Source organism: Salinisphaera sp. T5B8 (assembly GCF_040361255.1).
Lineage (GTDB): Bacteria > Pseudomonadota > Gammaproteobacteria > Nevskiales > Salinisphaeraceae > Salinisphaera.
The window spans coordinates 1-13,397 of sequence record NZ_APNG01000010.1; the positions used below are offsets into that span (position 1 = coordinate 1).

The window sequence follows — 13,397 nt, forward strand, 5'->3', positions numbered from 1 at the left end:
GTTGGCCCGAATCGCGACTGCGCGCTGCTGAGTTTCGGGGCTAATCAAGTTGTTTTTTGTTGGATTACGCTTCGCTAAACCAACCTACGCCCTGGCGGTAAATTAAAGTGGACAGCATTATTTACTATTATATCCTTCCGCAGGGGATTCAGGTTCGTAGCTGCTCTATTCAGGATCGTTGCATGAGGCTAGTATATTTCTTTTGGGCGTATTCGTGAGGCTGAAGAAATCTAGAAGCTCGGTCATGTCGGACAACCTGATAGAGGGGTCGCGCGCGGATGCTCTATTCCAACCAACAGTTAGGAATAAACTCCCCACCTCTGCGCCGTGACGGCAGTGAGTCGCCGCGGTTCGTTTCAATCCGGCGAGCTCGCCTTGATGTACCACGGCGTACTGTTTCATGCTTGGCCCAACGAGGGCTTTTCTGAATATTAGTTTGCCTTCTTTATCTATACGGTAGAATCGGCCGAAATTCCGAACCAAGGTATTTTGATCGGCCGTAGTGCCATCTATCGCTGGCGCAAGGTAAGCGCTTTCAATATATCTTTTTCTACTTGCGACGTCGTTTGGTGGGGATAGAAGATCGACCCCATCTAGCGCGTTAGCGGGTGGCGCAGGTACCTTCAGCATTCCGAGAATCGTAGGTGCGATGTCGAAAAGCGTGGCCGGGGTCGCTTTGGCGGGCCCAGGTTGGAGCGTCGCATGACCTTTCACGTACCGCTGAATTCCGATGAATACCTTGTTCTGAGCAGGGGAAAAAACTGAGGTGCCGTGTCCAAATGGGGCGGGACTGAATCCGGCCTTGTTGGCGAAGTCACGGTCACGATCGGTCGGGAGTTCCTCCCCATGGTCGGCATAGACTACTACTATAGCGTCTTCTAATAAGCCCCTTCTTTTCAATTGGGTCATTAGACCATCGAATTGCCCATCGACATGCGTGAGCGCACGCAGGTAAGGGGCGAAAGTCTTGAATTGCCTGGCTGCCTGATCGAATGATTGGTTATCGAATGGTGTCTCATACGCATAGGGCCAGTGGGCTGCGGTCAGGTGAACCATAAGCATTACGGACCGATCGGGTAAGTCTGTAACCATTCGCTTTAATCGCGCGGTATATCGACTTGGCTTGTATAGTGAGCTCACGCCTCTGTTCGCGAAATGTATCGGTGTCAGCCAGGCCCCAATTGGCATGAGCGTAAGTAGATTCGTTCCTACAGTATCTACGGCGTCGCCGAGCAAAAAGTCCGTCAATCCCACCGGCGGGGTGACGATTGTCCCAAAGCCGAAGCCTTCGGAGAAATCCGCGAACCGTACCTCGTCCATCGAAAAAACGGTGGCGTAGCCGTTTGACGAAAGGTATTTAGGCAAAGTCCAGAGGCCTTCGAGATCGCTCTTCTCCGCCAGGTTGGAGCGTATGCCGCTATGGATCGGATATAGGCCGGTCAGTATGCTCGTAAGTGCGGGGAAAGTACGCGCAAGCGGTGTGGTCACATCGTCGAAGAGCACTGCGCTCGATAGCCATCTGTGGACTCTCGGGACTATTCGAATGGCAAGTTCGTCATTCTTCAAATGATCGAGACGGAACGAGTCCAGTCCTACCAATATGACGTTAGTACGATCGGAAGAGTCCGTCGGCGGCTGGCCCGGAATGGCGGCTGGTAAAAACAGCAAACCCACGAGCACTAAGCACGAAACACGGGCGCGAAGGTTTGCTAACCGAATAAACCAGTAGGCGCCTAACACCGTCAATAACAACCCCAACCCATACGTTAGATTTGGTTCGCTGGGCCGTACCAGAAACGGCATAGCCGATGACTTGGGGAACAGCTCTTCGTTAAGTAACACCAGATAGCCGCACGTCAGCATAACGCCGGCTATGGTCCATCCCGTGGCCGCCTTTCCTTCCTTCCGGCAGGCGCGGCTGATGTCGCTAAAGATTCGTGCACTGACGCCTAGAATTAGCGCGTGAATACTTATACCGACGACGACATAAAGAAACACGAATCCAAGCACATTGGAACTCGATAGCGCTTGCACCAGCTGATGTCGCAGTTCAATGGGCAGAGCGCTGCCAAGGCTAATGCTTCCAGACGATGCCGCGGAGCCTATAACTTGCGCAATGAAGCACAAGGCGCCTAAAAAGGTAAAAAGAACTGTTTTTCTTAGCATAAAAAAGGCTGGACGAATCCAGCCTTCTGAGATCGTTAGACCAGCGTCGCTGGAATAATTTTCTTTCCCTGTTTTAAGTAGCCGAGCTGCGGCAGTTGGCAGGCTTATACTGGTTGTCCAAGGTACCGTCGCAGACCCAGCTGATAGAGCCGGTAGCAGTAGCTGCCGAACCCGAGCCGGTCGTCGTGCTTGGCGTCAACGTGAGAGTTTTACCGTTCAGCGCGCTATCGGTGCTGTTAAACGTCACCGTGATAACGCCGCCATTTCCGACTACTACGCTGCTGACGTATTCGCCCGAAATCGTACCAGGCAGTCCCGCCTCGGCATTGCTGGTGGGATAGGCACCATCCGTCTGGTAGGTTTCGGCCACTGCCGTCTTGGCGCTACTGGCAAGAGTCAGACCTTCAGAGGCCTTGGCGCGGGTGGTGTAGTTCTGATACTGCGGAATGGCGATGGCCGCCAGAATGCCGATGATCGCGACCACGATCATCAGTTCGATAAGTGTAAAGCCTTGCTGCTTTTGCATTTGGGTTCCCCGTTTGGCGTGAAAGAAGAGCGGCGTCTGTGATGACGTGCTGCTATCCCTGCATGGCATATGCCAGTTTTTTAGGCCTTTATTATCAATAGCCTGCGGCAGTGGTGACGTGGCTCGTCATTCTTCGGACGTCACAAGGTGACGCGTTTGGTCACTAGCGGCCGCGGTAGGTGATCCGGCCCTTGCTCAGGTCGTAGGGCGTGATCTGTACCGTGACGGTATCGCCGCGCAGGATACGGATATAGTGCTTGCGCATCTTGCCGGAAATATGGGCGGTGACGATGTGTCCGTTCTCCAGCTTGACGCGGAAGGTGGTGTTGGGCAGCGTCTCGACGACGGTGCCTTCCATCTCGATGTGGTCTTCTTTGGCCATTGACTCCTGATCTCGATTCTGACGGTTTAACCGGTGGATTATCGGTGATTTGCGTTAGTGGTTCAATCGCTGCGCTTGTTCGCGGACTTAGCGACCGAGGTGGTGGGGCGCCGCGGGGACTTCGATATCGAATTGCCAAGGGCCGCTGGGTCCGGGTTTGTCGATGGCCTGGCGAACGCGCTTGAGAAACTTGCTGCGGGGCAGGTCAATTGCACCCATGCGATAGAGGTGTTCGGAGCCGACCTGGCCGTCGAGTAGGGGGAAGCCCCAGGCGTGCAGCTGGCGGGCAAGCCAGACCAGGGCGATCTTGCTGGCGTCGCTTTCGCGCGAGAACATGGATTCGCCGAAGAACATGCGCCCCAGGGCTACGCCGTAGAGGCCGCCGATGAGCGCGCCTTCGCGCCACACCTCGACGGAATGGGCATTACCCAGCGCGTGGAGCTTGGCGTATGCCGCGCGCATTTCCGGGCCGAGCCAGGTGCCTGGGTTGCCGGCGCGCAGGCCGGCACAGCTGCTGATGACGCTGTTGAAGTCCTCGTCGAGGGTGACCGCGTAGTCGGCCTTGGCGAGCGTACGCTTGAGCCGGCGGGAGACGTGAACCGCGTCGGTTTCGAATACGGTGCGCGGATTAGGACACCACCACAGAATCGATTCGTCGGGGTTGTACCAGGGGAAAATACCCTGGGCATAGGCGCGGCGCAGGCGCTGCGGCGACAGATCGCCGCCCATGGCCAGCAGGCCGTTGGGCTCGTCCAGCGCGAGCTCCGGATCGGGGAACGCGCCGTCGGGCGTATTCGGATCCAGCCAGTACACGCGTAACCGGCTCACGTGCCGTGCGCGGGATGGGCGGCGAAGTTGCTGCGCTCGCGTTGCTCGCGCTGGAAGGATTCCATCATGTCCGCTTCCCGTACACAGAAGTCATCGATGGCCGCCGCGAGCCGCGGATGCGAAATCACATGATACGACCAAGTGGCCACCGGTTCGAAGCCGCGCCGGATCTTGTGCTCGCCCTGGGCGCCCGCGTCGAAACAGGCCAAGCCGTGTTCGATACAGTAGTCGATACCGGCGTAGTAACAGGTTTCGAAGTGCAGGCTATGGTAATCAGTTTCGCAACCCCAATGGCGACCGTAAAGCGTATCGTCGCCGAGCATCATGAAGGCCATGCCCACGGGACGTTCGCGGTGATAGGCCACGAAAAAACGCACGCGCTCGGCCATGCGCTGGCATAGCTCGTTGAAAAACGCCGGCGTGAGGTAGGGCGCCTGACCGCGAATGGCGTAAGTGCGCCCGTAGAACGCATATAGCGTTTGCCAAAGCTCGGCGTCGATATCCTGGGGTCGTAATACGCGAACTTCGACCCCGGCATCGTGCATGCGCTTTCGTTCGCGCCGGATTTCCTTGCGGCGCTTCGACGATAACTGGGCGAGAAATGCGTCGAAATCGTCATAGCCGCGGTTGTACCAGCGATATTGACAGCCCCTTCGGGCGATTGCCCCGCTTTCGCGCAAGGCCACGGCGCTGTCGTCATCGACGAACAGGCTATGCAGCGAAGATGCGTTCTGGCTGCCCGGTAGTTCAGCCAGCGCCTGGGCGAGTTCGCGCCGTGCGTTGTGATCCACCGCGAGTACACGTGGCCCACAGACCGGCGTAAAGGGCACGGCGTTCAGCAGCTTGGGATAATAGTCGAGACCGACCTGCGCATAGGCGTTGGCCCAGGCGAAGTCGAACACGAATTCGCCGTAGGAGTGATGTTTTTCGTAGAGCGGTGCGGCGGCGATGATCTCGCCGGTATCGTTCTTGAGGATACCGTGGGCAGGCACCCAGCCGCTGGCCGCGCTTACGCTCTCGCTGGCTTCCAGCGCGGCCAGAAAGCCGTGGCGCACGAACGGCTGGCCGTCGCTGCACAGCGCATCCCAGCGGTCGGCAGGGATGTCGAGAATGGAATCGAGCTGGACGAGTTGCGCCATGACGGCATCACATCTTGCTAATCGGGGCAGCGAGTTGGTGAGTGGTTCACGTTGAATTCAAGGCGATGCGGTAGAGCGAACGGGTCACGGCCGCGCGAGCTTATGCATGTCGTGCGCTGCGCGCGTTGTCGCACGCGTTGACATTAACTGGGTATCAGCCGTTTAACGCCCGTGTCGGTATGCCGGTCGCATGTGAATAAGAACATAGACGGACAGCCACCGTATACGCACAGGGCAACGCGGCTGACGCATAAAGACAGCGTCACTAGATCGTATCTAGTTGAGCGCGTACCGCTGACCCAGCGTATCGCGTAGCGCATACTGTACGCAGGCATCGTGCTCGAAGGCGTCGAGTTTGTCCTGTTCGTTGTCGGCACTGCCGGCCTCGCGCAGCCGCCCGGCATCGTCGAAACTCACGATCGCGCCCATGGTCTTGACGTGGATCTCGCCGTTTTCGTTGGCCTGATCCTCGTAGGCGACCTGGACATAGCGCAGGCGTTTGTCGGCGAACTGGGGCAGCTCGCGTTTACCCTCGGCCACCGCGGCGGCTTCGTCTTCGCTGAATTCTTCGATCGCCCCGTCCTGGGTGAGCAGGAAATGATGTACGGACATGACGTACTCCGCTATGGGTTGGGCCACAAAACCGTCGGCGCTTGGCCGTGTTTTCGATCCGGCCAGCGACCGCCGCGCGTGCTGATATTCGGCTGCGATCTCTGGTTTGATCGTACACCAGTAAATGGTGCACAAATCGCGCCGATTCAAGGTGCTGCGCTCAGGTGTTCGAGGTCTGGCTGCGCTGCGGTGGGTGGTGTCGGGTACAATTCGCGCGATGACAAGTGAATTGTTGGATTGGCAACGCCGTGTTCGATCCACGGCCGTGAAGGGCGATTGATGGCAAAGGCAGCCGCCAAGCAAACCAAAGCCAGTAAAGCAGGGCCCAAGCCCAGCGCCAAGGCGCGTGAGAAAGACACGCCCAGTGCGCCGCCGAGCCGCTATCGGCAGCGCCTGGGGCGGCTGATGCGTGAGGCCGTGCTGTTCGCGGCCGCGGCGATTACTTTATTCCTGCTGGCCGCACTGGTGTCGTACAGCCCGCGTGACCCGGGCTGGTCGGGCCTGGGCGACGGTACGGCGATCCGCAATCTGTTTGGTGCGCCGGGCGCCTGGTTTGCCGATGTGCTGCTGAGCCTGTTCGGCTATCTGGGCTTCATCTTTCCCTGGCTGGTGCTTTACGGGGGCTGGTTGGTATTCGCCAACAGCGAGCGTGAACGCAGCGATGTGTTCTCGCGCAGTATCCGCGCCAGCGCGCTATTGCTGTGGCTGGTGTCCGGCTGTGGCCTGGCGTGGCTTGCCCTGGGCGATCAGACCCAGGTCATGCCGCAGGGCAGTGGCGGTATTCTGGGGGCAGCCAGCGCGGGCGCGATTGCCAGCGTGATCAATACGTTGGGCGCGGCGTGGCTGTTGATTACGGTGTTCGTGATCACGCTCTCCGTCGGGCTGGGCTTTTCCTGGCTGGTGGTCACCGAGCGCACCGGTCATTTCGTGCTGAGCCTGTTGCACGGCGGCTTTACCGAAACGCTCGATCGATTCCGTGCCTGGCAGGCCAACCGGGCGGAGCGTAAAGCCGCAGCCCCGACGAAACCGGCGCCGAAGAAGAAGTCGCGGATCGAGCCTAAATTCGACAATGGCGCCTCGAAAGAGGCAGAGGCTGCGACACCGGTTGTGTCCAGCGGCGGCGTGAAGGTCAAAAAGCCCAAGAAATCGGTCAAGGCCAGCCAGCTGGATCTGCCCATCGAAGCCCATGTCGATGTGCCCACCTACGATCCGGAACGCGATAGCCCGATCCCGCCCACCGCGTTGCTCGATCCGGCGCGCGAGTCCAAGCACGATCAGGACGAGGCCGTGCTGCAGCGCATGTCCGAGCAGCTGGAACAGCATCTGGCGGATTTCAATGTCCAGGGCAAGGTGGTGGCGGTCGAGCCGGGGCCGGTGATCACCCGTTTCGAGCTGGACCCGGCGCCCGGTGTGAAGGTCAGCCAGATTTCCAATCTGGCCAAGGATCTGGCGCGTGCGATGTCGACCACCAGCGTACGCGTGGTCGAGGTCATTCCCGGCAAATCGGTGGTCGGCCTCGAAATCCCGAATGCCGATCGCGAAATCGTCGCGCTGCGCGAAATTCTCGAATCGCCGCTGTACTCCGGCAACAAGTCGCCGCTGACCATGGCGCTGGGCAAGGATATCGGCGGCAATCCGGTCACGGCCGATCTGGGCAAGATGCCGCATCTGCTGGTGGCGGGTACGACCGGCTCGGGTAAATCGGTGGCGGTGAACGCCATGATTCTGTCGATTCTGCACAAGGCGACCGCCGAACAGGTGCGCCTGATCATGATCGACCCGAAGATGCTGGAACTGTCGGTCTACGAGGGCATTCCGCATTTGCTGGCGCCCGTGGTGACCGACATGAAGGATGCCGCCAATGCGCTGCGCTGGTGCGTGGGCGAAATGGAGCGGCGCTACAAACTCATGGCTGCGCTCGGCGTGCGTAACGTGGCCGGCTACAACACCAAGGTGCGCAAGGCCATCGAAGCCGGTACGCCGATCGAGGATCCGCTGCTCAAGAATGCGCAATCCAACGATCAGGCCGAGGCCGGCGAAGAAGTGCCCACGCTCGAGCCGATGCCGGCGATCGTGATCATCGTCGATGAACTGGCCGACATGATGATGGTGGTCGGCAAGAAGGTCGAAGAACTCATCGCGCGTATTGCCCAGAAGGCACGCGCAGCCGGGTTGCACATGATTCTGGCCACCCAGCGGCCCTCGGTGGACGTGATCACCGGCCTGATCAAGGCCAATATTCCCACGCGTATCGGTTTCCAGGTCGCCTCGAAGATCGACTCGCGCACGATTCTCGATCAGCAGGGCGCGGAAAGTCTGCTCGGTCACGGCGATATGCTTTATCTACCGCCGGGCACGGGCTTTTCCACCCGTGTGCATGGCGCGTTCGTGGACGACCATGAAGTGCACAAGGTGGTGGAATATCTCAAGCAGGTCGGCGCGCCCGACTATATCGACGAAATCCTCGACGGCGGCGGTGCCGACGGCGAGGGTGGTGTAGACGACGAGGAAGACGCCGAGGCCGATCCGCTCTACGACCAGGCGGTGGCGATTGTCACCAAGACCCGCAAGGCCTCCATTTCCTACGTACAACGGCGCCTGCGGGTTGGCTACAACCGCTCGGCGCGTTTGATCGAGCAAATGGAGAATGCCGGTATCGTGAGTGCCGCCGAAGGCAGCGGCGGACGCGAGGTGCTCGCACCGCCGCCGCCTGAGGACTGAGTTTTTCTCCGGCTGCGGCCGTTAAGTTCTCAAACGGGCGTGATGGACGATCAGTTCAGGCGTGATTCATAGCCGGCACTTAGCATCGGTTGGTCATGCCCGCCCGTTTTCTCTACCAAGGAGCGCTGTAATGCCTCTGCGTCGAATTCTCGTAGCCCTCGTTCTGTTGTGCGCCGCGCTCACCGCGCAGGCCGACGGCGTGGGCGATCTCGAAGCCTTCTACAACAATGTCGACAGCCTGTCGGCTCATTTCGAGCAAGAGCAAAAGGACGACAACGGCCAGACCCTGCAACAGGCCAGCGGCACATTTTTGTTGTCGCGCCCGGACCGGTTCCGCTGGGAATATACCGCGCCCTATAAGCAGGTGATCGTCAGCGACGGTGAGACCTTTCGTTTTTACGATGTCGATCTGGCCCAGGTCACCATTCGCAGTATCGATGCCACGCTCCAGGCCACGCCTGCGCTATTGCTCACCGGCGGCGCCGCGCTCGAAGATGCCTTCGATATCGTGTCGGCCGGTACGCGCGATGGCATGAGCTGGGTGCGTTTGACGCCGCGCGCCGATGACACCGACTTCCAGGAAGTACGCCTCGGCCTGAAAGATCAGGTACCCAGCGTCATGGAGCTGGACGACAATCTCGGCCAGACCACGCATATCCGTTTTTCCGATATCGAACTCAACCCGAAACTCGCGGACTCGCGCTTCACGCTGGATATTCCCGACGACGTGGAAGTGGTGGACGGCCGCGGAATGAATACACAGGCACGCTAATGACTCTCGTACGTCAGGATTACTCGCTCGGCCGGTTCTGGCTCGCGCTCGGGCTGCTGGGCTGCGGCGTTCTGACCTACGCCTGTCTCATGCCGCATCCACCGCAGCCACAGGTCGCGAACTTCGACAAGTTCGAGCACTTCGCCGCGTTCGCGTTGCTCTCGGGCTGGTTCGGGAATCTGTTGGCGCCGCGCTATGGGCGCGTGATCATACTGATGATTCTGTTCGGTGCATTCATCGAGATTGCGCAGTCGTTCACGCCCTATCGCAGCGCCGACATGCACGATCTGATGGCCGATTCCTTCGGTGTGCTGGCGGGCGTGACGCTGGCCCGCTTTGGCGCCATGCGCTGGCTGGGGTATCTTGACGCGCGTGTCGCGACAAAAGCAGATCAACCTCGATAGCCCCGTAGCCAGCGCCGGTCGGCCGCTGGCCGACCGCATGCGCCCGGCGCGCCTGGCCGATTATGTCGGCCAGACGCATATTCTGGGGCCGGATAAACCCCTGGCGCGTGCGCTGGCAGCCGGGCGTATTCATTCCATGATCCTGTGGGGCCCGCCGGGTACCGGCAAGACCACGCTCGCGCGGCTGCTGGCCGCCGAAGTCGATATCCGCTTCGTGCAAATCTCGGCCGTGATGGCCGGCGTGAAGGATATTCGTGCCGCCGTCGCCGAGGCCCGCCAGGCGCGTGAGGCCGAAGGCCGCGGCACGCTGTTGTTCGTCGACGAGGTGCATCGCTTCAACAAGGCCCAGCAGGACGGGCTGCTGCCCTACGTCGAGGATGGCACGGTCGTGCTCGTGGGCGCGACCACGGAAAATCCGTCGTTCGAGGTCAACAACGCGTTGCTTTCGCGTACGCGAACCTATGTCTTGCGCGCGCTCGATCCCGGCGTCGTCCGTGAACTCATCGACCGTGCGTTGGCTGACGTCGAGCATGGCCTGGGCGCGCGCGATCTGGATATGTCCGACGCGCTGCGCGACCAGCTGGCTGCGCGTGCCGATGGCGATGCGCGGCGCGCGCTCAATCTGCTCGAACTGGCGGCGGATATCGCGGCCGGGCGCGATGACGGCACCGGCGAAATCACCCAGGCCGATCTCGACGAAGTACTGCGCGAGGGGCTACGGCGCTTCGACAAGGGCGGCGACTATTTCTACGACCAGGTGTCGGCCTTGCATAAAAGCGTGCGCGGCAGCGACCCGGACGCCACGCTCTACTGGCTGTCGCGTATGCTCGAAGCCGGTTGCGACCCGCGCTATGTCGCCCGCCGTGTCACGCGCATGGCCAGCGAGGATATCGGCAATGCCGATCCGCGCGCGCTGCGGCTCACGCTCGATGCCTGGGATACCTACGAACGTCTGGGCTCGCCCGAAGGCGAGCTGGCCATCGCCCAGGCGGCCGTTTATCTGGCCTGTGCGCCCAAGTCGAACGCGGTGTACATGGCGTTCAACGCCGCCTGGCGCGACGCCCGCGAGCACGGCACGCTGGAAGTGCCCATGCATATCCGCAATGCGCCGACCAAGCTGATGAAGGACCTCGGGTATGCCGAGGGCTATCGCTATGCGCATCACGAGGCCGAAGGCTATGCGGCTGGCGATAGCTATCTGCCGGAGGAACTGGCCGGCACCCGCTACTACGAACCGGTCGCACGTGGCCTCGAAATCAAGATCGGCGAAAAGCTGGCACGACTGCGCGCGCAGGATGCCAAGGCCCGCGATCAGCGCGTGACCCGCAGCCACCCAGGCGACGAATAGTCGTCACCGCACCCGCCCGGGGGCCGTAGGGGATTCGCGCAGCGTAATCCAACACGCAACCCAGCCGCCTACGGCGGCGCACATCGGCACGGCCTATATCAAACGGTCCGATCGAATTAAGGAAATTCCTTATTTGCCGATAGTTCGGTCGTATCGAGGCCCCCTGTCTGCTTCGATGTCAAAAATACTCAGTCGTCGAAAAAACGTGGCCGTCCTCTTACAGGCTGGCACGTTTGTTTGCCTGTCAAACGGCCGTTTCTGACGCGAGGTGCGGTCCGTTACGCTTATTTATGGTTGGTCGTTGCCATGGTCGCCACCGATATTCTGTTTGCTCGTCAGCCCATTTACGACGCCCATACGCAACGTCATGGGTTCGAATTATTGTTTCGAGATAGTGGCGATGCGGCCAGTGCGCCCGCCATGTTCGATGGCGAGGCGGCGACGGGCCGGGTTCTGGTCAATGCGTTTTCGAATGCGGATATCGATCTGGTCTGCGAGGGCCGGCCCGCGTTCGTGAATTTCACCGCCAAGACCATTACGCACGCGCTACCGTTCGAGCCCGAACGGCTGGTTATCGAGGTGCTGGAAAGTGTCGAAGCCACGCCTGACGTACATGCAGCGCTCATGGGCTTGAATTCGGCGGGTTACCGGATCGCGTTGGATGACTACGCGCACGCCCACGCCGAGCATCCACTCCTGTCGTACGCGCAGATCGTCAAGCTTGAGTACCCGGCGTTTTCGCCGACATCGCTGGCGCGCGCGATCAAGGCGTTGCGCGCGCGCTACCCGGCTATTCGGATTCTGGCGGAAAAAATCGAAACCCGGGAAGACTTCGAACGGTGTCGCTCGCTTGGTTGCGATCTTTTTCAGGGCTATTTTCTGGCCCGCCCGGAACCGGTTCATGGCCAGCTGTTACCGGCGGCCCACGTGCGCGTCATCGAATTGCTGGCCCGCCTGAACGACCCGAAGGCCGACGTCGAGCAGGTCAGCAGGCTGGTCAGCGCCGATCCCTATCTGAGTCTGCGCTTGCTCAAGCTCGTCAATTCATCGACATTCGGTGTCGCGCGTAAAATCACGTCGCTCAGCCGTGCCATTCTGGCTTTGGGATTAAACCGCGTACGCGCGTTTGCCAGCCTGCTGGTGTTGTCGCGGCTCGAGCGCAAACCGCGGGCGCTGCAGTACATTGCGATCAGCCGCAGTCTGATGTGTCAGCATCTTTGCGAAAAGCGCGCGGCAGGGGAGGGGCCGATGGGGTTCATGATCGGCCTGTTGTCGTGCCTGGATGCGTTCATGGACCGCCCGTTGCCGGAGATACTCAAGCAGGCACCGTTCGATCCCATCATTATCGACGCGGTCGTAGAACGCAAAGGCCCGCTTGGCGCGATTCTGGAGGCGACCTTACGCCACGAGCGCGGCGATCTCGAAGCCACACCGTGGACCGTATTACGTGCAATCGGTATCGATACGAACGCCTTTATGGAAGCGTTTCGTGATGCCGTCGGTATCGCGGGCAGGCAGGGCGAGTTGCTCGCCTAGTCGAACGCCGCGGCGTGGGCTCGGCGCCCGCCGGTGAATATTTGTGCCCCGCCTAGCCGTCGTGTTCGATGATGCGTTGTGCGACGTCAGCCAGATCCGTGCCGACGATATCGGGGACTTCGCCGACGGGGTTCATGACCGCGCCGTCGCGCGCAACGAATGCGCCGGCACAGCCGGCCCGAATAGCGCCGGTGACGTCCCAGTCGTGCGCGGCGATCAGCCGCAGCGCGAACAGGTCGCAGTCGAGTGCGTTGGCCGCTACGGCATAGGCTGCCGGGTGCGGTTTGTACTTGCGCGCATGATCCACTGACAGCACATGATCGAACAGGGGCGTCAGCCCGGCATGGGCGAACTGCTGGTCGACGGTCTTTTGCGCGGAGTTGGTCAGCGCGACCAGCTTGAAGCCGTGCTCGCGCAACAGGGTGAGCGCGTCGCTGACCTCGGGGTGCGGTGCGAGGGTGGCGATGGCGTCGAAGACACGATCCTTGTCGCTGCGCGCGAGCGGCTTGTCGCCCGCGAGCGCTTCGAGACAGGCATCGGCGAGCTGGGTAAAGTCGCGGAACTCGCCGGTCAGTGTGGTGATCGTCGACCAGTGCAACAGGTTCTCGAACCATTGCTGGCGCACAGCGGCGCTGCCGAACAGGCTTTCGAACACCGAATCCAGCGGCGCGAGATCGAGCAGCGTTTCGTTGACATCGAAAACGAGATGGCGATGGGGCATGACGCTCGGGGCGGGAAAATGCATGTTACTCGGATGTTACGGACGCAGCCGGCCGATTGCGATATCGCGTGCGGCGAACATCAGGCCATTCAGGGTCAATCAGGGGTCATGGTTTGCAGCGCCGGTTTGCGCCCGACGCGCGGATAAAACCGGCAGTGATTCCATGTCTCGATGGATAACCGGCATTACGAGCGACCGTTGCGTATGGACCGAGCGCGGGGTGCGGCGCAGTCGCGGGTGTC

General features: G+C 60.5%; 12 protein-coding genes. 5 read left to right on the forward strand and 7 right to left on the reverse strand.

What is annotated here, in order from left to right; genetic code table 11:
• Nucleotides 1–165: 165 nt before the first annotated feature.
• The 6 genes from T5B8_RS10215 to T5B8_RS10240 form a co-directional block, all read right to left on the reverse strand.
• Nucleotides 166–2,166, reverse strand: coding sequence for a sulfatase-like hydrolase/transferase (locus T5B8_RS10215; RefSeq protein ID WP_353178454.1), 2,001 nt, complete (start codon nt 2,164–2,166; stop codon nt 166–168).
• A gap of 73 nt (nt 2,167–2,239) precedes the next feature.
• The gene (locus T5B8_RS10220) at nt 2,240–2,692 is read right to left on the reverse strand and encodes a pilin (RefSeq protein ID WP_353178455.1); all 453 of its coding nucleotides are present in this window, start codon (nt 2,690–2,692) and stop codon (nt 2,240–2,242) included.
• 163 nt (nt 2,693–2,855) lie between these two features.
• The gene (gene infA, locus T5B8_RS10225) at nt 2,856–3,074 is read right to left on the reverse strand and encodes a translation initiation factor IF-1 (protein ID WP_006912554.1); all 219 of its coding nucleotides are present in this window, start codon (nt 3,072–3,074) and stop codon (nt 2,856–2,858) included.
• Between the two features lie 87 nt (nt 3,075–3,161).
• Nucleotides 3,162–3,902 carry a leucyl/phenylalanyl-tRNA--protein transferase gene (gene aat, locus T5B8_RS10230; RefSeq protein WP_353178457.1) on the reverse strand — a complete coding sequence of 247 codons (741 nt, stop codon included), beginning with the start codon at nt 3,900–3,902 and terminating at the stop codon, nt 3,162–3,164.
• Entirely contained in the window at nt 3,899–5,041 is a 1,143-nt protein-coding gene (locus T5B8_RS10235) for a GNAT family N-acetyltransferase (RefSeq protein ID WP_353178459.1), read from the reverse strand. The genes aat and T5B8_RS10235 overlap by 4 nt, the downstream gene beginning before the upstream one ends.
• Before the next feature lie 276 nt (nt 5,042–5,317).
• Complete coding sequence (locus tag T5B8_RS10240; protein WP_353178461.1) at nt 5,318–5,653, reverse strand: hypothetical protein; 336 nt, start codon at nt 5,651–5,653, stop codon at nt 5,318–5,320.
• A gap of 279 nt (nt 5,654–5,932) precedes the next feature.
• On the opposite strand from T5B8_RS10240, the gene T5B8_RS10245 reads away from it, so the two are divergent.
• The 5 genes from T5B8_RS10245 (at nt 5,933) to T5B8_RS10265 (ending at nt 12,434) form a co-directional block, all read left to right on the forward strand.
• Nucleotides 5,933–8,374: a DNA translocase FtsK gene (locus T5B8_RS10245; RefSeq protein ID WP_353178464.1), complete on the forward strand. Its 2,442-nt coding sequence runs from the start codon at nt 5,933–5,935 to the stop codon at nt 8,372–8,374.
• A gap of 130 nt (nt 8,375–8,504) precedes the next feature.
• Entirely contained in the window at nt 8,505–9,146 is a 642-nt protein-coding gene (gene lolA, locus T5B8_RS10250) for an outer membrane lipoprotein periplasmic chaperone LolA (protein ID WP_353178465.1), read from the forward strand.
• The gene (locus T5B8_RS10255; RefSeq protein ID WP_353178467.1) at nt 9,146–9,550 is read left to right on the forward strand and encodes a VanZ family protein; all 405 of its coding nucleotides are present in this window, start codon (nt 9,146–9,148) and stop codon (nt 9,548–9,550) included. The genes lolA and T5B8_RS10255 overlap by 1 nt, the downstream gene beginning before the upstream one ends.
• Nucleotides 9,519–10,898, forward strand: coding sequence for a replication-associated recombination protein A (locus T5B8_RS10260; RefSeq protein WP_353178469.1), 1,380 nt, complete (start codon nt 9,519–9,521; stop codon nt 10,896–10,898). The genes T5B8_RS10255 and T5B8_RS10260 overlap by 32 nt, the downstream gene beginning before the upstream one ends.
• 306 nt (nt 10,899–11,204) lie before the next feature.
• A complete protein-coding gene (locus tag T5B8_RS10265; RefSeq protein ID WP_353178471.1) occupies nt 11,205–12,434 on the forward strand; it encodes an EAL and HDOD domain-containing protein in 1,230 nt (409 codons plus the stop codon).
• Nucleotides 12,435–12,486: 52 nt separating this feature from the next.
• On the opposite strand, the gene T5B8_RS10270 is transcribed toward T5B8_RS10265, so the two are convergent.
• Nucleotides 12,487–13,155 (reverse strand): haloacid dehalogenase type II, encoded by a 669-nt coding sequence (locus T5B8_RS10270; RefSeq protein WP_353178472.1) that lies wholly within the window; start codon nt 13,153–13,155, stop codon nt 12,487–12,489.
• Nucleotides 13,156–13,397 lie beyond the last annotated feature (242 nt).

Coding starts and splice junctions, on each gene's coding strand:
- T5B8_RS10215 (WP_353178454.1), bottom strand. CDS start 2,166: ATGCTAAGAAAAACAGTTCTTTTTACCTTTTTAGGCGCCTTGTGCTTC.
- T5B8_RS10220 (WP_353178455.1), bottom strand. CDS start 2,692: ATGCAAAAGCAGCAAGGCTTTACACTTATCGAACTGATGATCGTGGTC.
- infA (WP_006912554.1), bottom strand. CDS start 3,074: ATGGCCAAAGAAGACCACATCGAGATGGAAGGCACCGTCGTCGAGACG.
- T5B8_RS10235 (WP_353178459.1), bottom strand. CDS start 5,041: ATGGCGCAACTCGTCCAGCTCGATTCCATTCTCGACATCCCTGCCGAC.
- T5B8_RS10240 (WP_353178461.1), bottom strand. CDS start 5,653: ATGTCCGTACATCATTTCCTGCTCACCCAGGACGGGGCGATCGAAGAA.
- T5B8_RS10245 (WP_353178464.1), top strand. CDS start 5,933: ATGGCAAAGGCAGCCGCCAAGCAAACCAAAGCCAGTAAAGCAGGGCCC.
- lolA (WP_353178465.1), top strand. CDS start 8,505: ATGCCTCTGCGTCGAATTCTCGTAGCCCTCGTTCTGTTGTGCGCCGCG.
- T5B8_RS10255 (WP_353178467.1), top strand. CDS start 9,146: ATGACTCTCGTACGTCAGGATTACTCGCTCGGCCGGTTCTGGCTCGCG.
- T5B8_RS10265 (WP_353178471.1), top strand. CDS start 11,205: ATGGTCGCCACCGATATTCTGTTTGCTCGTCAGCCCATTTACGACGCC.
- T5B8_RS10270 (WP_353178472.1), bottom strand. CDS start 13,155: ATGCCCCATCGCCATCTCGTTTTCGATGTCAACGAAACGCTGCTCGAT.